The sequence below is a fragment of the Myxococcus dinghuensis genome (assembly GCF_024198235.1).
Lineage (GTDB): Bacteria > Myxococcota > Myxococcia > Myxococcales > Myxococcaceae > Myxococcus > Myxococcus dinghuensis.
In genome coordinates this window covers 295,421-319,130 of record NZ_JAKCFB010000003.1, presented here as the reverse complement: position 1 = coordinate 319,130, position 23,710 = coordinate 295,421, and the positions used below count along the sequence as shown (strand labels likewise).

15 protein-coding genes are annotated in these 23,710 nt (G+C 71.9%); 7 read left to right on the top strand and 8 right to left on the bottom strand.

The window, feature by feature from the left end; all coding sequences use genetic code 11:
• Positions 1–24 precede the first annotated feature (24 nt).
• Together LZ198_RS06265 and LZ198_RS06260 are read left to right on the top strand one after the other, a co-directional pair.
• Complete coding sequence (locus LZ198_RS06265; protein ID WP_253970957.1) at positions 25–2,697, top strand: phosphoenolpyruvate carboxylase; 2,673 nt, start codon at positions 25–27, stop codon at positions 2,695–2,697.
• 31 nt (positions 2,698–2,728) lie between these two features.
• On the top strand, positions 2,729–3,442 hold the full coding sequence (locus LZ198_RS06260) for a hypothetical protein (protein WP_253970956.1): 714 nt from the start codon (positions 2,729–2,731) through the stop codon (positions 3,440–3,442).
• 22 nt (positions 3,443–3,464) lie between these two features.
• Here LZ198_RS06260 and LZ198_RS06255 read toward each other — a convergent pair whose 3' ends face one another.
• Positions 3,465–4,736, bottom strand: coding sequence for an SGNH/GDSL hydrolase family protein (locus tag LZ198_RS06255; RefSeq protein WP_253970955.1), 1,272 nt, complete (start codon positions 4,734–4,736; stop codon positions 3,465–3,467).
• Positions 4,737–4,946: 210 nt separating this feature from the next.
• Positions 4,947–5,537 carry a hypothetical protein gene (locus LZ198_RS06250; RefSeq protein WP_253970954.1) on the bottom strand — a complete coding sequence of 197 codons (591 nt, stop codon included), beginning with the start codon at positions 5,535–5,537 and terminating at the stop codon, positions 4,947–4,949.
• A gap of 465 nt (positions 5,538–6,002) precedes the next feature.
• Between LZ198_RS06250 and LZ198_RS06245 the strand changes: the two genes are divergently transcribed.
• Positions 6,003–6,371, top strand: coding sequence for a TIGR02266 family protein (locus LZ198_RS06245; protein ID WP_253970953.1), 369 nt, complete (start codon positions 6,003–6,005; stop codon positions 6,369–6,371).
• 31 nt (positions 6,372–6,402) lie between these two features.
• On the opposite strand, the gene LZ198_RS06240 is transcribed toward LZ198_RS06245, so the two are convergent.
• The 4 genes from LZ198_RS06240 to LZ198_RS06225 all read right to left on the bottom strand — a co-directional run bounded on the left by LZ198_RS06240 (position 6,403) and on the right by LZ198_RS06225 (position 10,331).
• The gene (locus LZ198_RS06240; protein WP_253970952.1) at positions 6,403–6,804 is read right to left on the bottom strand and encodes a GNAT family N-acetyltransferase; all 402 of its coding nucleotides are present in this window, start codon (positions 6,802–6,804) and stop codon (positions 6,403–6,405) included.
• Positions 6,805–7,001: 197 nt separating this feature from the next.
• On the bottom strand, positions 7,002–8,057 hold the full coding sequence (locus LZ198_RS06235; protein ID WP_253970951.1) for an alpha-ketoacid dehydrogenase subunit beta: 1,056 nt from the start codon (positions 8,055–8,057) through the stop codon (positions 7,002–7,004).
• Positions 8,058–8,060: 3 nt separating this feature from the next.
• Entirely contained in the window at positions 8,061–9,068 is a 1,008-nt protein-coding gene (locus tag LZ198_RS06230; protein WP_253970950.1) for a thiamine pyrophosphate-dependent dehydrogenase E1 component subunit alpha, read from the bottom strand.
• A 123-nt stretch (positions 9,069–9,191) separates the two neighbouring features.
• Positions 9,192–10,331 carry a site-2 protease family protein gene (locus LZ198_RS06225; RefSeq protein WP_253970949.1) on the bottom strand — a complete coding sequence of 380 codons (1,140 nt, stop codon included), beginning with the start codon at positions 10,329–10,331 and terminating at the stop codon, positions 9,192–9,194.
• Positions 10,332–10,518: 187 nt separating this feature from the next.
• On the opposite strand from LZ198_RS06225, the gene LZ198_RS06220 reads away from it, so the two are divergent.
• Together LZ198_RS06220 and LZ198_RS06215 are read left to right on the top strand one after the other, a co-directional pair.
• A complete protein-coding gene (locus LZ198_RS06220; RefSeq protein WP_253970948.1) occupies positions 10,519–11,082 on the top strand; it encodes a hypothetical protein in 564 nt (187 codons plus the stop codon).
• Between the two features lie 182 nt (positions 11,083–11,264).
• Positions 11,265–16,976, top strand: coding sequence for an AAA family ATPase (locus LZ198_RS06215; RefSeq protein ID WP_253970947.1), 5,712 nt, complete (start codon positions 11,265–11,267; stop codon positions 16,974–16,976).
• A 22-nt stretch (positions 16,977–16,998) separates the two neighbouring features.
• Here LZ198_RS06215 and LZ198_RS06210 read toward each other — a convergent pair whose 3' ends face one another.
• On the bottom strand, positions 16,999–17,307 hold the full coding sequence (locus LZ198_RS06210; protein WP_253970946.1) for a hypothetical protein: 309 nt from the start codon (positions 17,305–17,307) through the stop codon (positions 16,999–17,001).
• A 254-nt stretch (positions 17,308–17,561) separates the two neighbouring features.
• Between LZ198_RS06210 and LZ198_RS06205 the strand changes: the two genes are divergently transcribed.
• Together LZ198_RS06205 and LZ198_RS06200 are read left to right on the top strand one after the other, a co-directional pair.
• The gene (locus tag LZ198_RS06205) at positions 17,562–18,113 is read left to right on the top strand and encodes an SLOG cluster 4 domain-containing protein (RefSeq protein ID WP_253970945.1); all 552 of its coding nucleotides are present in this window, start codon (positions 17,562–17,564) and stop codon (positions 18,111–18,113) included.
• 283 nt (positions 18,114–18,396) lie between these two features.
• On the top strand, positions 18,397–22,671 hold the full coding sequence (locus LZ198_RS06200; protein ID WP_323382017.1) for an AAA family ATPase: 4,275 nt from the start codon (positions 18,397–18,399) through the stop codon (positions 22,669–22,671).
• A 16-nt stretch (positions 22,672–22,687) separates the two neighbouring features.
• Here LZ198_RS06200 and LZ198_RS06195 read toward each other — a convergent pair whose 3' ends face one another.
• Entirely contained in the window at positions 22,688–23,512 is an 825-nt protein-coding gene (locus LZ198_RS06195; protein WP_253970944.1) for an ATP-grasp domain-containing protein, read from the bottom strand.
• Positions 23,513–23,710 lie beyond the last annotated feature (198 nt).

The window sequence follows — 23,710 nt, the reverse complement described above, 5'->3', positions numbered from 1 at the left end:
CGGAAGCGGTTAGCGTCCCGCGCCATGGCTCGCATGCGTCCCGTGGATCAACCCCTGCGTCGTGATGTCCGCCTGCTCGGCCGTCTGCTGGGGGAGGTGCTCGTCGAACAGGAGGGGCAGGCCCTGTTCGACCTGGAGGAGGAGGTCCGGAGGTTGGCCATCCAGCGGCGCCGGGGGCCCCTGGCGGGGCGCCGCGCGTCGGCGGCCGAGCTGGCGGAGCTGCTCAAGAAGCTGCCCCTGGGCGAGACGGAGCCGGTGCTGCGCGCCTTCTCCGTGTACTTCCAGTTGGTCAACCTCGCCGAGCAGCACCACCGCATCCGGCGGGCGCGCGCCCACGCCAGCGTCGATTCACCGGGGCCGCAGCGTGGCTCGGTGGAGGCCACGCTGCTGGCGCTCAAGGACGCGGGCATATCCGCCTTGCGCGTGCGGGAGGCGCTCCGCGCGATGCGGGTGACGCTGACGCTCACCGCCCACCCCACGCAGGCGGTGCGGCGCACGCTGCTGGAGAAGCTCTACCGGATGGCGGGCCTCCTCGAGGAGCGCGACCGCTGCGAGCTGACGCCCCGCGAGAGCGCCGACAACCTGGAGTCGCTGCGCGAGGAGATCACCACCCTCTGGCAGACGGACGAGCTGCGGCGCGAGCGGCCCACCGTGGGCGACGAGGTGAAGAACGTCCTCTGGTACGTGGAGGAGGTGCTCGCGGGCGAGGTGGCCGAGCTACCGGAGCTGCTGGCCTGGGCCTTCGAGCGCGCCTATGGCGAGCCGCTGGGGGCGGTGGACACGCCCGTGCGCATCCACTCGTGGGTGGGCGGCGACATGGACGGCAACCCGCTGGTGACGCCGGAGGTGTTCGCGGACACGCTGCGCGCCCACCGGGCCCGCGGGCTGCGCATGCTGGTGCACGAGCTGGAGCGGCTGGGCGGCATGCTCTCCCAGTCGGACCGCCACGCCCGGCCCTCGGAGGAACTGCTGCGCTCGCTGGAGCGCGACGCGGCGGAGCTGCCCGAGGCGGAGCGACGCCTGGGGCCTCGCACCGAGGGCGAGCCCTGGCGCCGCAAGTTGCGCTTCATGGAGGAGCGGCTGAACCAGGCCCTGCGGCACGTGCTGGCCCAGCGCACCGGTGAGGCCGGCGCGCTGCCCGCGGGCGCCTACCGTACGCCGGAGGCGCTGCTCGCGGACCTGGACCTGCTCGTGCGCTCGCTCGAGGAGGCGAAGGCGGCGCGTGCCGGCGTGCGGCAGGTGCTGCGCATCCGCGAGCGCGTCTGTGCCCTGGGCCTGTCGCTGGCCGAACTGGAGGCTCGCGTGCCGGCGGAGGACGCGGTGAGCGCCGCGGCGTCGCTCGAGCCGGGCGGCCCCCCGCCGACGGAGGGCGGGCGCCGGCTGCTGGAGGTCCTGGCGCGGCTGAAGGAGGCGCAGGCGGAGGCGGGCGAGCCGGCCTGCCGCACGCTCATCCTCAGCATGGCCAGCACCGCGGAGGACGTGCTCGCGGCCTTCCGGTGCGTGAAGCATGCGGGCCTGTGGGATGCCCGGCGGGGCTGCGCCACCGTGGACGTGGTGCCCCTGTTCGAGCAACTGGGCGCGCTCGACGGCGGGCCCCAGGTGCTGCGCACGCTCTTCGCGGACCCCGAGTACCGGCGCCACCTGGATGCCCGCGGGGCGCAGGAGGTGATGGTCGGATACAGCGACTCCGGCAAGGAGGTGGGCCTGCTCGCCGCGAGCGCGGCGCTCTACCGCGCCCAGGTGGCCCTCACCGAGGTGTCGCGCGAGGCGGGCGTGCCGCTGCGGCTGTTCCACGGGCGCGGCGAGTCCGTGGCCCGGGGCGGTGGCCCCGCGCAGGAGGCCATCCTCGCGCTGCCGCCCGGCGCGGTGGCGGGCGGCTACAAGGCGACGGAGCAGGGCGAGGCGCTGGACCACAAGTACGCGCGGCCCGAATTGGCGCGCCGCACGCTGGAGCTCGTCCTGGGCGGCGTGCTCCAGCACCACCTGGACGCGCAGCCGCGCCCCTCGGCGGAGGACGAGCTCGCCTTCCGCGCCGCCTTCGACACCCTGGCGGAGACGGGCCGCGTGGCGTACCGCGCGCTCGTCTGGGACGACCCGCAGTTCCTGGCGCTGTTCACGGCCGCCACGCCCGTGGAGGAGATCTCCGCGCTGCCCATCGGCTCGCGCCCCAGCAAGCGCAAGGCGGGGGGCCTGGAGACGCTGCGCGCCATCCCCTGGGTGTTCTCCTGGACGCAGAACCGGGCCATCCTCCCCGGCTGGTACGGCGTGGGCTCGGCGCTGGAGGCCTTTTCCAAGGCGCCGGGCGGGGCGGCGCTGCTCAAGCGCATGTACCGCATGTGGCCCTTCTTCAAGGCCGTCATCGACAACGTCACCATGGTGCTGGCCAAGTCGGACATGGCCATCGCCGGGCGTTACGCCGCGCTGGCCCCGGCGGCCACGCGCGCCCTGTGGCGGCGCATCCAGAAGGAGCACCGGCGCACGCGCAAGCAGGTCAAGAAGCTCACCGGCGAGGCGAAGCTGCTGGACCACAACCCCCAGCTCCAGCGCGCCATCTCCCTGCGCAACCCCTACGTGGACCCCATGTCCTTCCTCCAGGTGGAGCTGCTGCGCCGCAAGCGCGAGGGCGTGGGCGACTGCGACCGTCCACTGCTGCTCTCCCTGAACGGAATCGCGGCCGGCATGCGCAACACCGGTTAGTGTCTTCCCGCGGGACTGCGAGGAGGAAGGGATGCCCCAGGACACGTTCACCGTGGAGGAGGTCAACCCGAAGCACGGCTTCGCGAGGCTGCGGCCGGACGCCGGGGGAGGGCTGGTCAACACGTCGCTCTACCCGGAGCCGGAGTCGGGGGAGCCTCCCTTCCAGCTCCGTGTCGGGGACCGGGTGAGGGCCGAGCGCCGGGGCGTGTCCGCCTCCGAGGTGCGCTGGGTGTCGCGCGCCGAGCCCCCGGCGGAGCTGGTGGAGCGCATGGGCGAGCTGCTGGCGAAGCTGGAGCAGTGGGAGCTGAAGGTGCCCGCCACGGCGTATGACCTGGCGGAGCACCACTGGCGCGTCAGCCGCGAGGACCCGCTGCGCCAGGAGCTGTTGGCCCAACTGCCCACCTTCTTCGACTGGGAGCTGTCGCACCCCTACGAGGACGCCTCGCTGCTGGAGCGGCTGGAGGCGGCCATGCAGCCCTACCTGCCGGGCTTCGGCGTGAAGCCCGTCCAGGGGCGCGACGTGTTCGTGGTGGAGCCGGAGCCCGTCGAGGTCCCCGCGGGCCCGGGGGACTGGGACGCCCCCGCCACCACCTTCGAGCCCCTGCTGCACCAGGTGAACACGCGGCTGGAGGGCGCCCACGCGCCGGTGCGCTGGGTGCCCCTGGCGAACGACTGGCTCCTGGCCCCGCCCGCCCTGGCGGACCTGCTCGTGCTGCACAACGTCCTCGGCCCCGGGCCCGCATGAGGCCCGGGGTGGGGCGCCAGACCTACTGGACGCCCTTCTCGCGCAGCACCCGCGCCACCTCGGCGGCGATGGCCTTGTGGCCCTCGGCGCTCGGGTGGATGCCGTCCGCGCCGTAGCCGTCGAGGTAGCGGTGCACGTCGTCGGGCCTGCGCGTCACCGCCTCCGTGTCGATGACCTCCGCGCCCGTGCCGCCCGCGCGCAGCCACGCGTTGAACTGGAGCCGCTGCGTCTTCACCAGCGCATAGGCGCCGTAGTTCGTCTTCTCCTTCGGCAGCAGCGTGCCCACCCAGACGTGGCAGAAGGGCTCCAGCCGCTGCACCAGCACCAGCATGCGCGCCTCCATCTGCTCCTCCGCGCCCGTCTCGCCCAGGTCGTTGGTGCCCAGCAGGACGATGCAGTCGGTGACGCCGGTGACGGCCAGCACCTCGTCGTCGAGCAGCCGCAGGGCGTCGTAGAAGCCCTGGCCGCTGACGCCCGCGTTCACCACGGGGATGCCCAACTGCGTCTCCACCAGCGACGGCCACGCGTTGCGCGTGTCGTTCGTCAGGTCCATGTAGCCCTCGGTGATGCTGTCCCCCAGGGCGATGAAGGCTCGGGACGGGGGCCCCTCGACCTCCACCGTGGCCACGCCCACCGAGCGCTCGAAGGCGTCACCGCCCAGCGCGGACGTCGTCAGCGCGTGGGTGCCCGAGCGGACCAGTCCGCCGGGGAAGGCGTTGATGGCGCTGGCGGCCAGCGCGCCTCGCACCTCGAAGGTGATGGCCAGCTCGTCGTGGAAGGACACCGGGAAGTCCGTCGGGTCCGAGCGCACCAGTTGACGGGGCGTCGCCGTGAAGCCCGGCTTGCCACCGAACGTCAGCGCCACGGGCGGCGTCAGGAGCGTGCCGTCCGGGGCCGCGCGCGCCACCGTCGCGCGCTGGAGCACGAGGCTCCCGTCCCCGGCGCGGAACGTCACCTCGACGCGCTTGCCCGCGCGCGCCACCGGGATGCGCATGCGGAACGTGGTGAGGGCGCCCACGGAGTGCGACCAGCGCAGGGCCTGGTGGAAGCCGGGCTGGAACGTGTCCGGAGGGGGCGGTGGCGCGGGTGGCGGCGTCTCGCTCTCCTGTCCGTTGTCGTCGACCACCGGCGCCACGTCGACGGGGACGTCCGGACGTTCGACGCCCTCCGTGGGCTCACTCGTCTCCGCGGAAGGTTCCTCCGAGGTCGGTGCCTCCGCGTTGCTGGAGGAGCACCCCCATTGCACGCTCGCCACGCACGCCAGGGTCCCGAGCCACGTTCGCCACATTCGCATCGTCGCTCCCTCCCGACGACGCAGGATGTACACCCCTCCCCCCGGCGACAGGCATTCGCGCCATGCAACCCGCGAGGCCTTCGCCGCACGCTCCCCCGGTCTCCGGCGGGACGGACACGCGCCTTTCCTCGCGGAGCGCACCGTCGGGGCTTGCATCACCCCCGCGCTACCGACGCGGGTGGCGAAGTTGCCCGGAGTGGGAACCGCGTTTCACGGTAGGCACGCACCCACCCCCGCGTTGCCGCTCAACGGCCGGCACGTGCCCGAGGAGCAGGCGGGCGGCCCTCCAGGTCTGCACAAGGGACGGCACGTGAGCCCCACGCCCGCCGCCACGCACGCGCTGCCCGGCGCGCACTGGTTGCTGAAGTCGCAGGACTCGCCCGGACCTCGGGTGCCACTGCCCGCGCACACCGGACCGGAAGAGGAGGGGTAGCAGCTCAACGGCGCGGCGCAGGCCTGCGCGAACGGGTCGCACGGCTGCGAACGCTCTCCACACAGGAGCGGCAGCTCCGGCGTCCCCGCCAGCCGCAGCACGGTGTTGCAGGCCTCCGAGGCGTCACACTGCGTGGAGGTGTGGCAGAGCCGCCGGCAGGAGAACGCCGTGCCGCCGTCGTCCTGGCGCTCGTCCTTGCAGAACAGGCCCGCCTCGCACGTGTCGAACGCGAGCCCGGCGTCCGTCGGCGCCAGCGTGCAGCGCGCGCCCTCCGTCGCCGTCCCCGCCGCCACGCACCGCCGCGACGTCACGCCGCCGGCTCCCGCGTACGTGCAGCGCAGGCCTGCCGCGCAGTCCTGCTTCACCACGTCGCACTCCGCCGCGAAGCACCGGCTCCCCGTCCCGCCCCCCGGAAGGTTCGCGAAATGACAACTCTCCCCGGCCCCGCACCCCTCCTGCCGCGCCACGTCGCAGGCGAGGCCCCCATCCTGGAGACCTCCGTCTCCCCGGGCACCGCCGTCTATGCCGGAATCCCCGGACGACGAGGGTTCGTGGTCGTCATTGTCATCGCAAGCGGCCAGGGCGAGTGACAACACCAGGGACCCGAGCCACACCCAGAGCCGCATGCGCATCCCTTCCTCCCACGTCGAATCCGCGTGGGCACATACCCGATGCCACTCATTCGGCGGGCCCCACTTGAATCGAGGCTGGAAAGCAGCGGACACTTGCTGGAATGACCGGGGCCCGAGGGGTGGCCTGGCGCGTCAGAATCCTGGACGTCGACGGGAGGCGGGCGTGGTCGCCAGCAGGGAACCTGGGGGTAGCGGGTGCACATGACTAGCAAGGCGGCGGAAGCAGAGATGGCGGGAGCGGACGCGGCCACATACGCGAACCGGCGGGCCGATGAGCGCGTCACCGCCCGGTTCGCGGTGCGCTTCACGCAGCAGGAGGACGCCGCGCGAGCGCTGCGCGTGTTCTCCATCAACGTATCGGCCGGCGGCCTGTGCCTGCGCACGCGCAAGGCCTACGACGTGGGCTCCAAGGTGAGCCTGTCCATGGACATCGCCGGCGAGGAGTTCCACCTCACGGGCATCGTCGCGTGGGTGCGCGACGAGCAGGAGGCCATCGGCGTGCGCTTCACGGACGTGAGCGACGAGGACCGCACGCGCCTGCAGCGCGTGGTCGAGCGCTTCAAGCGCTGAGCGGCGCCGCCACCCGGGAGGGTGGGGGCCTCTAGCGGCGCCCTTCCGTCTCCACGTGGCGGAACACGCCCGCGTCGATCTCCGAGAAGCCGCACGCGGTGTAGAACTCGCGCGCCTCCGGGGTGGTCGTCATGGGCGAGACGAGCTGGAGCTGGCGGGCGCTGAGCACCTTGCACCGCTCCAGGATCTGCTTGATGAGCGCGCGGCCCACGCCCCGCCGGCGCCAGGACTCCGTCACCACCAGCTCGTCGATGGTGGCCACCCGGCCGCGCAGCCGCAGTTGCGGCCGGTGGGAGAAGGACACCATGCCCACGGGCCGGTCCTGCGGGTCGCCCGCGACGAAGATCTCAATCTCCGGATGACTCACCACCCAGTGCACCGTCTGCTGGTCGGTGCCCTGCGGATAGCCCAGCTCGCGCAGCAGTGACGCCATGGCCTCGGCGTCGCCGCGTCGCGCACGGCGAATGCGGAAGGCGGGGGCTTCGGCTCCAACGGGGGTGACGGTGCGGACGATTGGCTGTGACAAGGCAGTTGGGAGTCTAACGAAAGGGCCGCCGCTCCTCCAAAGAGGAACGACGGCCCCGGTGCTTCCGTGGGCCCGGGCCCACGGGGTGTTTGTGGGTGTGGCCCTTACGGCTGCTCGTGGGCGAGCGTCCGCAGCGCCGTGGTGATGTCGTTCTGCTGGGGCACGGAGGCCATCTCCAGCGTGTCGGCCAGGCCGATGCCGGGGAGGAACTTGCCGGCGAGGAGCTTCGGCGCGGCGAGCAGGGAGTAGAACAGCTCCTCCACCGTGCGCCGCATCAGGTGCTCACCGAAGTTGGTGACCTCCGTGTCCTCGTTGACGAAGAGCACGCGGCCCGTCTTCTGGACGGAGGCCTTGATCATCTCCCAGTCGTACGGCCACAGCGAGCGCAGGTCGATGACCTCCACGCTGAGGCCCTCGTCGGCGAGCGTGGCGGCGGCGCGCGCGCACAGGGGCAGGGTGCGGCCGTAGCTGACCACCGTCACCTGGGTGCCCTCGCGCACGAGCTTGCCCTTGCCGATGGGCACCGCGTACGCCTCCAGCTGGGGCCACTGCGGCACCCACTGGGAGCGGTCGCCCAGCGGCGCGTCGATGAGCTTCGACAGCGCGCGGTCGTCGTCCGGCTCACCCGGGATGCGCTCCTCGCCCTTCACGCGCAGCAGCGCCTTGGGCTCCAGGAACATCACCGGGTTCTGCTCCTTGCAGGCGGAGATGAGCAGGCCGTACGCGTCCAGCGGCGTGGAGGGCATGACCACCTTCCAGCCGGGGATGTGCGTCATCGTCGCGTCGAACGAGTGCGAGTGGTAGATGGACCCGCGGATGCCGCTGCCCACCGGCGTGCGCACCACCATGGGCAGGTTCCAGTCGCCGTTGCTCGACCAGCAGGTGTTGCCCGCCAGCTTGAGCAGGTCGATGGTGTTGTAGACGTAGTCGCAGAACTGGATCTCCGCGACCGGACGCCCGCCACCCATGGCGATGCCCATGGCCGCGCCGATGATGCCGCGCTCGTCGAGCGGCGAGTTCCACGTCGTCTTCAGGCCCTGCGTGCAGGTGAAGACGCCGCCCAGCGGCGCGCCCACGTCCTCGCCGAAGATGTCCGTCACACCGAGGTTCTCCTCGGCGTAGTGGAGGGCCATGCGAATGGCCTGTGCCATGTTGGCCATGGGTTACTTGTCCTCCGCGAAGATGTGCTTCCAGATGCTTTCCGGGTCGGGCAACGGCTCGTCGCGCGCGGTGCGGGCGGCGGCGGCCATCTCCTCCGTGTAGCGGTTGCGCAGGTCGTCCATCTGCTGCCGCGTCAGGACGCCCTCCTGCTCCAGCCGCGCCTCGAAGTTCTTCAGGCAGTCCACCTCTTCCGACACGTAGTTCGCGCCGGACGCGGAGGAGTGGCCGTACAGGCGCGACACCATGGCCTCCAGGAGGAAGGGCTTGCGCTCCTTGCGCACGTACTCCATGGCCTCCTTCAGCTCCTGGTACGCCACCACCGGGTCGTTGCCGTCGATGGTCTTCGACTGGATGTTGAAGGCCTTGCCGCGGTCGCTCACGCGCGTCTCGCCGTGCTGGCCGTCACCCGCCGTGGAGATGCCCCACTTGTTGTTGGTGACGATGATGAGGATGGGCAGCGGGTTGGCGGGGCGGCTCGACCACACCAGGCACGAGGCGAAGTCGCCCTCGGCCGTGCCCGCGTCGCCGCCGGTGACGATGGTGATGCCGTCGCCGCCCACGCGCTTCTGCACCATGGCCGTGCCCGGCGCGATGGCGTACTGCACCTCGATGGGCGAGCTCACCGGCGCCACGTTGTACTTGCGCAGCGAGAAGTGGCCCGCGAAGTTGCGGCCGCCGGAGTAGGGGTCCGTCGCGGTGTTCTTCATCTGCCGCAGCGCGCCGATGGGCTCCTCACCCAGGGCGAGCAGCGTGCCGGACTGGCGGTAGTGGGCGTGCAGATAGTCGTATTCCGGACCCTGGCCCTTCTTCATCAGCAGGCCGAGCGGGACGTTGAACGCCTCCTCGCCGGGACCGCCGATCCAGAAGTAGCCGTGGCCCTGCTTGTACATCTGGATGAGGCGCTCCTCGAGGGTGCGCGTTTTGACCATCAGGTCGTGGATGCGGACCAGCAGCTCCCTGTCGAGTGGGAGCGGCGCGGACGATTCTTTGATGAGGCGGGGTCGAGACACGCGCGGGCTTCCTCGGGCTGGAGGGGACGCCCCTATAACCCGGATGCGCCCCCATTTCTCAAGTCGAACACGACCCCTGGGTAACCCATCAGCCAATGAGGCGCGGGTGGCGCGGCGCGGCAATCAGCCTCGCTCATCCGACTTAGGAGCGCGAGCGTGTCGCAAGGCGGTGACGCGGTCCGCCAGCGAGCGCTCGCCGGTGGTCCGGGCCCTCGCGGCGATGGCCTCCAGGGCCTCCTCCTCGAGGTGCGCGGCGCGGGGGCCCGACAGGAGCGCCGCCAGCTCCGCGGTGCGCCCGGCCTCCAGCAGGGCGAGGACGAGCGCGTGCGCCGTGCCCGGAGAGGGCGCCCGGGCGAAGGCCTCCTGGAGGGGGCGGACCGCGAGCGTGGACAGGCCGCTGTCGAGCAGCAGGCGTCCCACCACGGCGGGGTCGTGAGGGGGCTCGAGGTCCCGGGTCTCCTGCACGACCTGGGGTGCCTCGGCTTGCGCGGGTGCGGGCGAGGACTCCGGCGGCGTGGGCGCCACGGGCGCGCGTCCGAGCAGCTCGTCCAGGGTGACGGCGCCGGCCGTCGAGCGGCGACGGATGCGCACGCTCCGGGGCGCCGCCGCGGACACGGGGGCGGGCCGGGGGAGCCGGCGTAGCTGCTCGAAGTTCATCACCCCGATGGTGAGCGCGAGCAGGCCGAGCCATATCTGGCCGCTCCAGACGCTGTAGCCCGCCACCAGGGCCGCGGTGGCGATGCCCACGACGTGCAGGTGCCGCTCGTAGCGGTAGCCCCTCCAGGCCCGGACCAGCGAGGCCAGCAGGTGGCCTCCGTCCAGGGGCTGGAAGGGCAGCAGGTTGAACAGGCCCCAGCCGACGTTGACCCAGAGCCACATGCCGACGACCTGACCCACGCGGCCGTCCAGCGCGCCGGGCGGGGCCAGCCGCGTGGCGGCCCACACCAGCCCGCCGACGAGGAATCCGGCACCCGGGCCGGAGAAGGACACCCACGCGGACTGCAGGTGCGTCAGCCGGCCCGTGTCCTCGCCATGGGCCGTGCCGCCCATGCCATGCAGGTCGATGCGCGCCGCGCAGCCGAAGCGCCGGAAGGCGAGCGCGTGGCCCAGCTCGTGGATGAGCACGGCCGCGAACGCCACGGCCATCCACAGCGCCAGCAGCGCCGGGTCGCGCGCGAAGCCCCACCCCGCGGCCAGCGTGGTGAGGAAGAACAACGGGTGGACCCGGACCGGGAAGCCGGCCACGTGGAAGTGCGGCCTCATGAGGGCCCCATGGTAACGCCCGGCCCCTGCTTTCGCGCGGCCAACCGCTCCGCGTCGCCCCGTGGGGTGAGGCGCGGCTGGGGGCGCGGGGACCACCTCCTCCGGAGGCGTGGGTCGGAGTATCCTCACCGCTTCGTCCTGGCCAGGGGCCGGGGCAGGCGAAGAATCCGAGACGGGGGAGTCCGACATGCATGACACGACGTTCCGGGGCCACGGCTGGCGTCCGGTGGTGAAGGCGCTGCGTCTTCCGCTGGTGGTGGTGTGCGCGGTGCTGACCATGGGCAGTGGCATGGGCAATCCGGGCTGCGGCGGTGGCGATTCGTCGCCCACCCAGGGGCGCGGAGGGGAGATCCAGGGCACGTACGTCCTGCGGTTCGACGACGCGTCCTCCCTGGGGGCCGACTGCGCCGCGTCCGGGGTGTCACTGCCGCAAGGCAAGACACTGGTGCTCTCGCGTCCATCGGACGGGGTCGAGGTCACCGCGACGCTCGAGGGCGAGTCCTTCGACCTGACGGGAATCTACTTCGGGGGTGGGGTGATGTCGCTCGACCTCACCGGTCGCGCGCAACGGTGGGGGCGCGAGGAGTCACCGTTCTTCCTGCGCTATGTGTTCGAGGGGGACTTCTCCCAGGACCCGACGCGGGCGGACGAGCAGGTGACCTTCTCGGGGACCTTCCGCGTCACCCACGAGGACACCGTGGAGGGACAGCCCCGGTGCTCCGTCGAGCGGGGCTTCACCGCGACGCGCTGAAGCGACGGTGCGCGGGGCCGAATCGTTCGATTCCCGCGCACCGCGGCCCTGGCATGTTGGCGATCGAGCGGGAGCCGCCCTCCACCCCTGGACAGTCTGGCGGGGAGCTTCGTTAGCTCCGAGGGCACCCGGATCCGTCGTCATGTGCACCTTCTCCGGGGGGACTGCCGTCGAGGGCCGTGATGTGGGAGCTGCCCGGCTACCAGGATGTTCGGAGAGTCTATCGAGGTCACCGGTTCGACGTGTTCCGCGCGTGGACGGACGCGGGCGCGCCGCGTGTCCTCAAGGTGGTCCGTGAAGGGCCCCTGGCGGACAGCAGCACCGCCATGCTGCGCCATGAACACGACATGCTCCGCGACCTGCGGGACGTGCCGGGCATCGAGCGGACGGTGGCGCTGGAGGACGTCGCGGGACTGCCCGCGCTCGTCCTGGAGGACGCCGGGCCCTGCGACCTCCAGGAGTGGTTGCGCAGGGGGCCCCTGGACGTCGACGTGTTCCTGGAGCTGGCCGTGGACGTCGCCGGATCGCTGGGGGCGCTGCACCGCCACCGCGTCATCCACCGGGACCTGAGTCCCGCCAACCTGGCGGTCGCACCGGGCGGTCGGCGGCTGGTGATGATCGACTTCGACCTGGCCACGCGGATGCCGGGGCTGGCGCAGGATGCCGGCGTGCCGGGTGGCTTCGAGGGGACGCTGCGCTACATCGCGCCCGAGCAGACGGGGCGCCTCCAGCGGCTCGTGGACCACCGCGCGGACCTCTACGCGCTGGGCGCGTCCTTCTACGAGATGCTCACGGGTGAGGCGCCGTTCATGTCCACGGACGCCGCGGAGCTGGTGCACACGCTGCTCGCGCAGCCCCCCGTGCCGCTCGTCGACAAGAACCCCCGCGTGCCCTCCATCCTCTCGGAGTTGGTGCAGCGCCTGCTCGCCAAGGTGCCCGAGGAGCGCTACCAGAGCGCCGAGGCCCTGGCGGAGGACCTGCGCGAAATCCAGCGCCGGTGGCGCGGCCCGGAGTCGTCGGCCATCGCCTTCGAGCTGGGCCGCCACGACCTGGCGCGGGAGCTGGGCCTCCCCGAGCGCCTCTACGGACGCGAGGCGGAGCTGGCCGTCCTGGACGCGTCCTTCGCGCGGATCCAGCGCGGCGCGAAGGAGTGGCTCGTGCTGTCCGGGGCGTCTGGTAGCGGGAAGACGGCGCTCGCCGAGTCGCTGCACCGCCACATGCAGGGGCGCGGGCGCTTCCTGTCCGGAAAGTGCCCGGAGCTCGAGGGGCAGACGCCCTATGCCTCGCTGGTGGAGGCCGTGAGCGGCCTGGTGGAGTCGCTGCTGGAGCAGCCACCGGAGGAGGTGGATGCGTGGCGGCGGCGCCTGCAGGAGGCGCTGGGCGTGCAGGGCCGCGTGCTCACGGACATCCTGCCGGAGCTGGAGCGGCTGGTGGGCGAGCAGCCGCCGGTGGCGGTGCTGGGCCCCAAGGAGTCCGGCACGCGCTTCCACCTCGTGTTCCAGGCCTTCCTGCGCGACCTGGCCACGGCCCAGGCGCCGCTGGTGGTCTTCCTGGACGACCTGCAGTGGGCGGACGCGGCCACGCTCGAGTTGTTGGAGCGCCTGGCGGCGGACTCGGAGCTGCACCACCTGCTGCTGCTGGGCGCCTTCCGGCCCACGGGCTGGGGGACGGGACACCCCCTCGCGCGGCTGCTGGCGTCGCCCACGGGCGCGCCCTCCCGACAGGTGGAGCTGGGGCCGCTCGGCCTGGAGGCGCTCACGTCGCTGTGCGCGGACGCGCTGCGCTGTGGCGTCGCGCGCGCCCGACCGCTGGCCACGCTCGTGCTGGAGAAGACGGCGGGCAATCCCTTCGCCGTGGACCACTTCCTGCGGCACCTGCACCGCACGGGGCTCCTGACGTACGACCTGGAGGTGGGGGCGTGGCGCTGGGAGCTGGAGCGCATCGCCCGGTCGGACGTCACCGACAACGTCGTCGAGCTGATGCTGGAGGCCATCCGCCAGCTCCCGGAGGGCACGCAGCGGCTGCTGGAGGTCGCCGCGTGCATGCGCGGACCGGTGGACCTGTGGCTCCTGTCGCGGGTGGTGGACCGGTCCGTGGAGGCGACGGCGGGGGGCCTGTGGTGCGCCCTGCGCGCGGGGCTCCTGCTCCCCGAGGGGCGGGGGCCCCGCCACGCGCCGGGGGCGGGGGATGCGCCCGTGGAGGCCTCCGCGTCTCGCCGGACGACCTACCGCTTCGCGCACGACCGGGTGCGGCAGGCGGCGTATTCGCTGCTGTCGGACGACGAGCGCGCGCGGTGGCACCGGCGCATCGGCGCGCGGATGTGGGAAGACGCCACGGGGCCGGAGGCGGAGCGGCGCGTGTGCGAGGTGGTGGACCACTTCCACCTGGGGGGCGATTGGATGGAGGACGCGGAAGGGCGCGGGTGGCTCGCCGACCTCAACATCCGCGCGGGCCGCAAGGTGCGGGATGCCTCCGCGTTCGGCTCCGCGCTGGCCTACTTCACCCGCGCCATGACGCTGCTGCCGGAGGACGCGTGGCACACGCGGCCGGCGCTGATGCTGCGGCTGCACCAGGAGGCGGCAGAGTGCGCGCAGCTCTCCGGAAACGGGCCGCTGGCCGAGCGCCTCATCGACACGTCGATGGACCACGCGACGACGCCCCTGGAGAAGGCGGACCTGTTCGCCCTCCGCATGAGCGCGGCCGTCCTGGACCGCGACCACCGGGCGGCGCTGGCCCACGCGCGCGAGGGACTGCGGCTGTTCGGCATGGAGCTGCCGGACGGCGACGCCACGGCGGCGTTCCAGGCGGAGCTGGCCTGGGTGGAGGTGAACCGGCGGGGGCGCACGGAGGCGGAGCTGCTCTCCGCGCCGGCCATGGAGACGGAGGCGGAGCTGGGCTGCATGCGGCTGCTCATGAGCGCGGGCATCGCGGCCTGGTTCTCCGACCCGCCGATGTTCTCCTTCATCTACACCCGGATGCTGAACCTCACCCTGGCGCACGGCAACTCGCTGTATTCGGCCTTCGCGTACGTGTGCTTCGGCCTCGTCTACGGCGAGTCGAGGGGGGATTACGCCCAGGGCCACCCGTTCAGCCACCTGGGCGTGGAGCTGGTGCGCCGGCTGGGGAACCCGCGCGAGGAGTGCCGCGTCCTCGCCGCGTTCGTGTTCTACCTCCGCCACTGGCGCGAGCCGCTGCGCTCCTCGATGCCGCTGCTGCGCCGGGGCATCGCCGCCGGACTGGAGAGCGGCGAGCCCCAGTACGTCGCCTACCTGCTGGCGTCCGCGAGCTTCACCCGGCTGCGCCTGGGCACGGAGCTGGACCGCGTCCACGCGGAGGTGGAGTCCGCGCTGGCCTTCGACCGCAAGAGCGGCCAGCACGCCATGGCGGACATGCAACTGGCGCTGCGCCAGGCGGTGCGGTGCCTCCAGGGGCGCACGCGCGAGCGCGCCAGCTACGACGACGCGAGCTTCGACACCCGGACGTTCCTCTCCTCCTCGCGGGGCGACCCGACCATCCTCGGGCAGTTCCAGCTCCTGCGGTTGCAGACCTCGTTCCTGGTGGGGGACCTGGCGGGGGCGCGGGAGATGCTCCGCGCGTCGGAGGAGTCCCTGCGCTTCATCCAGCCGCTGTTCAACGTCACCGAGCACACCTTCTTCGCGGCGCTCACCCTGGGCGCGAGCGCGGACGCGGTGACGGGCGAGGCGCGCGCCGCGCTGGTGTCCGGGGTGGAGGCGGCGCTTCGGCGCTTCCAGCACTGGGCGAGGAACTGCCCGGAGAACTTCCGCCACCGCCAGCGGATGATGGCCGCGGAGGTGGCCCGGTTGGAGGGACGCCTGGCGGACGCGGCGGAGCTGCTCGACGAGGCCATCGACCGGGCCCGCGAGGAGGGCTTCCCTCAGGACGAGGCCCTCGCGAACCTGCTGGCGGGGCGGCTCTATGGCGCGCAGGGCCGCAAGCGCGTGGCGTCGCTGTACCTGCGCGCCGCGCGCGAGGGCTTCGCCCGGTGGGGCGCCAAGGCGGTGGTGGCCGCGCTCCAGGAGGAGTTCCCCGACGTCCAGGCCCAGGAGCCGGGGATGTGGGAGCGGGCCGTCACGCCCACGGGGGACGACTTCCGGGGCGCGTCGCTCGACCTCTCGAGCATCCTCAAGGCGGCGCAGACGCTCTCCGGCGAGGTCGCCCTGGAGCGGCTGCTCGAGAAGTTGATGGCGGTGTGTCTGGAGGTGGCGGGCGCGCAGCGCGGCGCGCTGGTGCTCGAGGAGCAGCGGCGGCTCGTGCTGGAGGCGGTGGGCGCGGTGGGGGAGCCCGTCTCCCGCGTCCACCTGCCGCTCGTGGGCTCCGAGCACGTGCCCGACTCGCTCGTCGGCCACGCGTACCAGAGCGGGGACGCGGTGGTCCTGGGCGACGCCGCCCACCAGGGGCGCTTCGTGGCGGATGCCTACGTCGTGCGCCAGCGCGTGAAGTCGGCGCTGGTGGTCCCCATCCGCCGCCACGCCCGGACGATGGGCGTCCTCTACCTGGAAAACAACCTGGCCACCCACGCCTTCACCCCGGACCGCGTGAGGGTGCTCCAGCTCCTGTCGTCGCAGATGGCCATCTCCCTGGAGAACAGCCTGCTCTTCGAGGAGCGGCGCCGCGCGGAGGGGGCGTTGCGCTTCCTGGCGGAGTCCAGCGTGCTGCTCGCCGAGTCGCTCGACTACGAGGCCACGCTGGCGCGGCTGGCGCGGCTGTGCGTGTCGTCGCTCTGCACGGTGTGCACCATCGACGTCGTCGACGCGTCCGGGGGCATCCACCGGCTGGCCACCGCGCACGCGGACCCCTCCATGGAAGGGGTCTCCCGCGAGCTGCGGGACGTGTACTCGCCTGGATGGGACGCCACGGTGCCCGCCGTCACCGTGCTGCGCACGCGCGAGCCCCTGCTGATTCCGGAGCTGAGCGACCGGCTGCTGGAGGCGCTGTGCCGGGACGCGCGGCACGTGGAGCTGATGCGGAGCCTCCACGCGAACACCCTCATGGCCGTGCCGCTGCTGGCCCGGGGGCGGACGCTCGGGGTCATCTCCCTGGTCTCGTCGGAGCCGGGGCGGCACTATGGGCCCGCCGACCTGGAGTTGGCGCAGGAGCTGGCGCACCGCGCGGCCATCTCCCTGGACAACGCGCGGCTGTACCGCGAGGCGCAGGACGCCGTCCGCCTGCGCGACGAGTTCCTCTCCATCGCCGCGCACGAGCTGTACACGCCCATCACCGCGCTTCAACTGTCGGTGCAAGGGCTGGCGCGCAGCGAGGCGCCCTCGCGCGAGGCCCTCCAGCGCACCTCTCGCGCCACCCAATCCCAGACGCGGCGCCTGGCGCACCTGGTGGACGAGCTGCTCGACGTGTCCCGCATCCAGACGGGACGCCTCCACCTGACCCTGGAGTGGGTGGACCTGGCCGCGGTGGTGCGCGACGTCGTGGAGGGCATGTCCGACGCCTTCTCCCGCTCCGGCTGCGCGCTCGAGCTGCGGCTGGGCGACGGTTGCGTGGGGCGGTGGGACCGCGTGCGGCTGGAGCAGGTGGTGACGAACCTGTTGTCCAACGCGCTCAAGTTCGGCGCGGGCCGGCCCATCGACGTACTCGTGGACGGCGGCGACGGGCAGGTGCGGCTGTGTGTCCTCGACCGGGGCATCGGCATTCCGGAGGAGCGACTCCCGCACATCTTCGGCCGCTTCGAGCGGGCCGTCTCGTCGCGCGAGTACGGAGGGCTCGGCCTGGGCCTGTTCATCGTCCGGGAGATCGTCGGCGCGCTCGGTGGACGGGTCCGGGCGGAGAGCACGCTCGGCGCCGGCGCGCGCTTCATGGTGGAGCTGCCCTGTCAGGGGCCCGCGCAGGCCCGGCCGCTCGTCGAGGCCACGGCGTCCTGAGCGCCACCCGCGGACGTCGGACTCAGTCGTGCGTGCCGATGTGCTGGTCGCCGTGCCGCTCGCAGACCCAGTGGAAGGCGCACGAGCACGCCACCGCCCGCGCGTGCACGCAGCACCTGCCACCGAAGTGCTCCGGCAACTCCACCGCATCGTCCTCCGACGGCGGGTCCGGCAGCAGCAGCGGGGCGTCCCTCCCGGACTCCGCGGGGACACTGTCGCAGCAACCCCGCGTCATGCAGCGAGGGCACCGCGACAGCTCGCAGTTGGCGCACCAGTCGAAGATTTCACCGGCGCCACCGCGCCGCTCACATCCACCACAGGTGTCGAACATGGCCGACCTCCAGGCTCACGTGAACGAGGGTAGGGAGGGGGTCTGACAACCGGGCCCGGCGGACGCGGCGTGAGCGCCTCCGGGCCGGCGTCAATCAAGCGTCATTTCGAGCGGTGTCCAGGGGTGGATCCTTCCGTCGGTGAACGCCGGATGCGTCGTCTGTGCCTCACTGAACGGTTGATCCGGGTGCGCCCCTTCCGCATGGACCAAGCTGGGCGCATGGGTCGAGCGGTTCGTTGGAGGAAATGGAGTCCATGCGAAGGGAACGGCGGATCATCGGGGTCTTCGGATCGGGCAAGGAAGATCATGTCGAGCGCGTCATCCCCCTGGCGAGGTGGATCGCCGAGGCGGGCTTCGACCTGCTCACCGGCGCGGGCAGCGGCGTCATGCGCGCGGCGGCGGACGCGTTCGTCCAGGTGGAGGGCCGCCGGGGCATCTCCATCGGCATCGTCCCGGGCACCGTGCACGACGGTGACTACCTGCCTCGCACCGGCTATCCCAACAAGGGCGTGGAGCTGGCCATCTACACCCACCTCCCCTTGAGTGGGGAGCAGGGCACGGATCCCCTCAGCCGCAACCACATCAACGTCCTGACGCCCCATGTCCTCGTCGCCCTCCCGGGTGGGGCGGGCACGGTCGCCGAGGCCAGTCTCGCCCTGCGCTACGGCAAGCCCATCATCCTCTTCGGACCTCCCGAGTCCTTCCGCCGCTTCTCGTCGGAGCTGGAGCGCACCGACTCGCTCGAGCGCGTCACCGAGTTCATCCTCGACTCCCTGAGGGAGCCCTCCCGCCTCGCCATGCAGTGAACAGGGAAAGCTGGCAAAGCGAGATTAGAATCAAGGGAGCGGGAAGCAGACGCGGAAAGCGACTAGGATGGGGAGAGGGGGAACTCCAGCTCCTCGTCGAAGGGTCGAGAGTCCCGTTGCCCTCGTGCGTCGCCATGATCCGTGTCGAACCTCCACCTGACCGCTGGTTCCCCGTCGTCGCGATGACGCCCCACTCGCGCCCCCATGTCCGCGGGCGGGGCCTGGTGTGGCGGGGGAGCCACGGGGTGGGCGCGCGCGGGATGCGGGTCTGAGGGGGCGTTCCATGTCGTCGGTGGACATCGACCTGGTCCTCTCATCGCTGCGTCCGTACATCCCCGGGGCGCTGATCCGCCGCCTCGAGCACACGGATGCGCACGCACTGCCTCCGGTGGAGCCGGTGCGGGGCGCCGTCCTGGTGCTCGACATCGCGGGCTTCACGCCCATCGTCGTCAGCCTGAGCGGGGCGGGCCCCCGGGGGATCGACGCGCTCCAGCGGCTCCTGCGCAGCTACTACACGGAGATGATCGACGTCGTGCGCGCGCACGGCGGCGACATCTACCAGTTCGCCGGTGACTCCATCCTGGCCTGCTTCGAGCCCGGCCAGGGCGAGCAGGACACGGACGCGGTGCAGCGGGCGGCGCGGTGCGCGCTCGACGTGCAACGGCGGCTGGCGCGCTTCTCCCAGTTGGAGCTGCTGGGGCAGCGCTTCAGCGTGTCGTCCCGAATCGGCGTCGGGGTGGGGGAGTCGCATCGCATCGTGCTCGGCACGACGGGCATGTGGATGCACCCGGCGCTCATCGGCCGGCCCCTGGAGCAGGCGGTGGCGGCGGAGAAGCGCGCCCGGGTGGGCGAGGTGCTGCTCAGTCCGGAGGCGTGGGCGCTGCTCCCGGACCTGGCCCGGGTGGGCGAGGAGCGTGACGGTGTGTTCCGCCTGGAGCCCTCCGTGCCGCTGCCCGTGGGGGCGCCGCCGTCCTATTCGTCCAAGGGGGGCGAGGAGCTGGTGGGGCGGTGTGCCCTGCTGCTGCACCCGGTGCTCTTCACGAAGATCACCACCGCCCACCAGGAGCTGGGCGGCGACTTCCGCGACGTCACCTGCTTCTTCGTGCGCTTCCAGACCGACCACTCGCTGGCGGACGTGGAGGCCTACACCCAGGAGCTGAACGCCTTCTACGAGTACGTCCAGCGCGAGAGCGCCCACCACGGTGGCGTGCTGCTGATGACGGACTTCACGGACAAGGGCAACGTGCTCTACGTCCTGTTCGGCGCGCCCACGGCCCAGCAGAACAAGGAGGTCCTCGCCAGCCGGCTGGCGTGCAAGCTGTTGCGCGAGCGCGAAGCCTTCCCGTACGTGCGCGAGCTGTGCATCGGCATCGCGACGGGGCACGCGTACTTCGGGGACATGGGCTCGCCCTGGCGCAAGGGCTACTCCGCGCTGGGCGAGGTGGTGAACATGTCCGCGCGCCTGATGGCGTACTCGGACGGCCCGGGCATCCACATCGACGCGCACACCGAGCGCAAGCTGCAGCAGGGCGGCTTCGTCACCGAGTTCGTGGAGGACGCGCGGCTCAAGGGCGTCTCGCGCCCGGTGCCCGTCTACCGGCTCAAGGCGGAGGTGCGCCGCAGCCTGTTCCTCAAGGGGCGGGGCGGCATCGTGGGCCGCCGGCGCGAACTGGACCTGCTCCACCAGGCGGTGCTCGAGTCGGCGGCGGGCAGCGGGCGCGTGTGCGTGGTGTCCGGCGAGGCGGGCATCGGCAAGTCGCGGCTGGGGGCGCGGGTGGTGGAGGAGGCGGAGTCGCGTGGCGCCCGCAGCCTGTACGGCGTCTGCTATTCGTACGAGAAGTTCACGCCCTTCTTCCCCTGGAAGGAGGTGCTCGTGCAGTTGTTCGGCCTGCACGAGGGCGACGACGTGGACGCGCGCCTGGCCCGGCTGCGCGAGGGCATGTCGGGGCTGGAGGTCGTCGGTCCGGAGTGGATTCCGGTGCTGGCGGGCATCCTCGGCCTGGACGTGCCGGAGGACCCGGAGACGCGGGGGCTGGACGCGCGGCGCAAGAACCAGCGCGTCTTCCAGATCATCTTCGAGCTGTTGGAGAAGCGCTCCCGCGAGACGCCCCTGCTGCTGTTGTTCGAGGACCTGCACTGGGCGGACAACATCTCCGTCGACCTCATCGAATACGTGGCCTCCCGCGTGGCGGCGCTGCGGGTGACGCTGCTGGTGACGATGCGGCCGGGGGAGCAGCTCAAGAACGTCAAGGACGTGCCCGGCGTGCGCCTCCTGGAGCTGTCCAACCTGGAGGACGAGGACACGCGCTCGCTGCTGCGGGTCCACCTGCGCATGGACCCGCCGGATCCATCGCTGGAGGAGCTGCTGCTCGGCAAGGTGCAGGGCAATCCGTTCTTCGCGGAGTCCATCGTCCAGGGTCTGGTCGAAGGTGGCTACCTGGGGCCGGTGGCGCCGGGGGCGACGCAGATGGAGCTCAAGCGCAGCCTCCAGGGGCTGGCGCTGCCGGACTCCATCCAGGACGTGGTGCTGGCGCGCATCGACCTGCTCAGCGAGACGGAGAAGCTGGTCGTGAAGGTGGCGTCCGTCGTGGGGCGCATCTTCACGCTGGACGCGGTGGAGGCGCTGGTGCCGGGCTCGGTGTCGCGGCAGCGCATCCGCGACGCCATCGACACGCTGACGCACATGGGGCTCATCGTCCTGGAGCTGGAGGAGCCCTTCACCTGCATCTTCAAGCACATCGTCATCCGAGACGCGGCCTACAACACGCTGCTGGTGTCCTCGCGCGAGGACCTGCACCGGAGGATGGCGCGCTTCCTGGAAGTCCGCGCGGGGGACAACCCCGTCGCGTCGGCCGGTATCCTCGCGTACCACTTCCTCACCGGGAACGACGAGGTGAAGGGGCTGGAGTACACGCTGATGGCGGCCCGCAGCGCGCGGGGCCAGTACGCCAACGACGACGCGGTCCACCACTACAACCGCGCCATCGAGATCCTCTCCGGCACGGTGGCGTTGGATCCGGACGAGGTGCTGCTCAAGACGCGCCGGGTGATGCAGGAGCTGGCGGAGACGCTGCTGCAGGCGGGCAACTACGGCGGCGCCATCCACATGTTCGAGCAGTGCCTGGCGGACGAGGAGCTGGTGACGCGCCAGGCGGAGATCCACCTGGGCCTGGGCAGCGCGCACCAGGCGAAGGGCGAGTCCCCCAGGGCACTCCAGGAGCTGGAGATGGCCATGGAGCTGCTGGGCCGCCCCATGCCGCGCAGCTCGTTCGCGCTGGTGGGCCGCACGCTCGTGGCCTTCGGGCTGCATCTGCTCTACGGGCTGTTCCCGTGGCTGGCGCGGCCCCTGGGGCCGAAGCTGCCGCAGTACCTCAAGCAGTTGTCCACGCTGATCTCCCTCATCAAGATCTACTACTTCGCGGACATCAAGAAGCTCTCGTGGGCGACGATGGTGGCCGCGGTGATGGCGCAGCGCGCGCGCACGGAGCATGGGCTGAGCCTGGCGAGCAGCTACTACGGCGCGCTGCTGTTCGGCTCGGGCTTCCTGGGACGGGCGGCGCACTGGTGTGCCCGGGCGCTGGACTACGCGCGGCGCGCGAGAGACCCCGCGGCGGAGGGCATCGCGCTCAGCCGGCTGTCGGCGCTGGCCATCTTCAACAACGACCTCACGCGGGCCTCGCAGTTCGGCGAGCAGGCGGTGGCGCTGCTGCGGCAGGTGCGCGACATGTGGGAGGTGCAGACCGGGTTGATGCTGCTGGGGGCGAGCCTCTTCCTGTCCTCGCGCTTCGAGGCGGCGGAGAAGACCTTCGTGGAGATGGGGCAGGTGGGGGCGGACCTCAACGCGCTGATGCACCAGGGCTGGGCGCACTCGTGGATTCCGCTGACGCGCTACCTGCGCGGCGAGGGCGACGTGGGTGAGCTCTGCGCGGAGCTGGAGCAGGGCTTGCGCATCAGCATCGAGGTGCAGGACCTGGCCAACCAGTGCGCCAGCCTCAACCACCTGGTCAACGTGACGGTGCGCGAGCACCAGGTGGAGGAGGCGGGGCTGATGGCGGTGCGCGCGGACGAGGCGCTGTTCCGCTACCCGGTGCTGGTGCCCTTCCTCCAGATTGGCCTGGTCGACGCGGCGGAAGGGGCGTTGTTCGCGCTGGAGCAGGGCGCGGTGGCGGTGCCCCGAGAGACGCTGTGGGCCATCGTCGACCGCTGCCTCTTCAAGGCGCGCCTGCTGGGGTATCGCTACGAATACCTGAAGGGACCCGCGCTGCGGGTGACGGCGCGGGCGCTGGCGCTGAAGCGGGGCCCCGAGGCCGCGGAGCCGCTGTTCCTGCGCGCCATCGCGGTGCTCGAGGCCACGCCCAACGTCTGGGAGACGGGCGTGGCGTACCTCGACGCGGGGGTGGCGCTGCCGCATCGCCGCGCGGAATTCCTCTCGCGGGCACGCGAGCTGTTCGACCGCATCGGCGCGAAGGCGGAGCTGCGTCGGCTGGAGCGGATGGAGGCCGAGTTCGTGCTGGCGCCCACGCTCCAGGCCACGTCGCCCGTCGTCGCCACGACGTGAGGCGTGGGGAGTCCCCTCACGCGCGCAGCTTCGCCCTCAGGCACTCCGCCAGGGCCTCTCTCAGTGACTCGGGGAAGCCGGACAGGCCCGGCGTGTCGTTGCACTCGAGCAGGACGAAGCGACCGTCGCGGTCCTCCAGGAAGTCGAGCGCGACGATGTCCGCGCCCAGCCGCTCCCGCGCCCGCCGCGTGTACTCGACGAGCTCCTCTGGCGGATCGATGACCTGGTGCTTGCGCGTCTGGACATTGGCCTTCCAGCCCGCGCCCGCCCGGGACATGGCCCAGGAGCGGTCCCCGATGGCCAGACAGCGCACGTCCCGCGCGTAGTCGATGAACGGCTCCACCGTGGCGTAGTCGTCGGCCGCGAACAGCAGGTCTGCCACCTCGAACCACTCGGAGGCGTCGCGGACCCGCGTCTTGCCGTAGCCCCCGTGGTGGTTGCCCACCTTCACCACGAACGGCGCGGGCCGCGCGATGCGCCGGACCATGTCGTCTCCCACCGCGACGTCGAACGGGATGACCGGCAGTCGCGCCGCGCGGAGCTCGGCCAGCATCGACAGCCGGTCGTGGCAGCGCACCAGCGTCTCCGCCGGGTTGACGCAGGGCACGCCACTGAGCCGCAGCAGGTCCAGCACGGTGCGGTGTTTCGGCGTCGGGCGAATCGCCCCCACGCGCCAGAGCACGCCGTCGAGCCGCACCGCGGCCTCGCGGGTGATGCACCACAGCTCGCCCTCGCGCAGCACCCACGAGGACTCCTGGAGCCGGACGGGGACGACGTCGAAGTCGGGGAAGCAGGCGGACCAGTACGGCTCGCCGTTGATGATCGCGATGGTGCGTCGCATGGCCGCTTCGTGAGTGATGGACGGGGCTGGAGGAAGAACGTCGCCGGGACGCCCGAGTGTACGCGCCATGGGGGTACGGTCGCTCCTGCCGCGAGGACTCGCGGTGGTGAGCACGCGGTGGAGGTCTGCGAGAGACATCCACCGCTTCCCGGCACACCGGTCGCCCGGAGGCCGATACCTTGGGACCGTTAGTAGGGG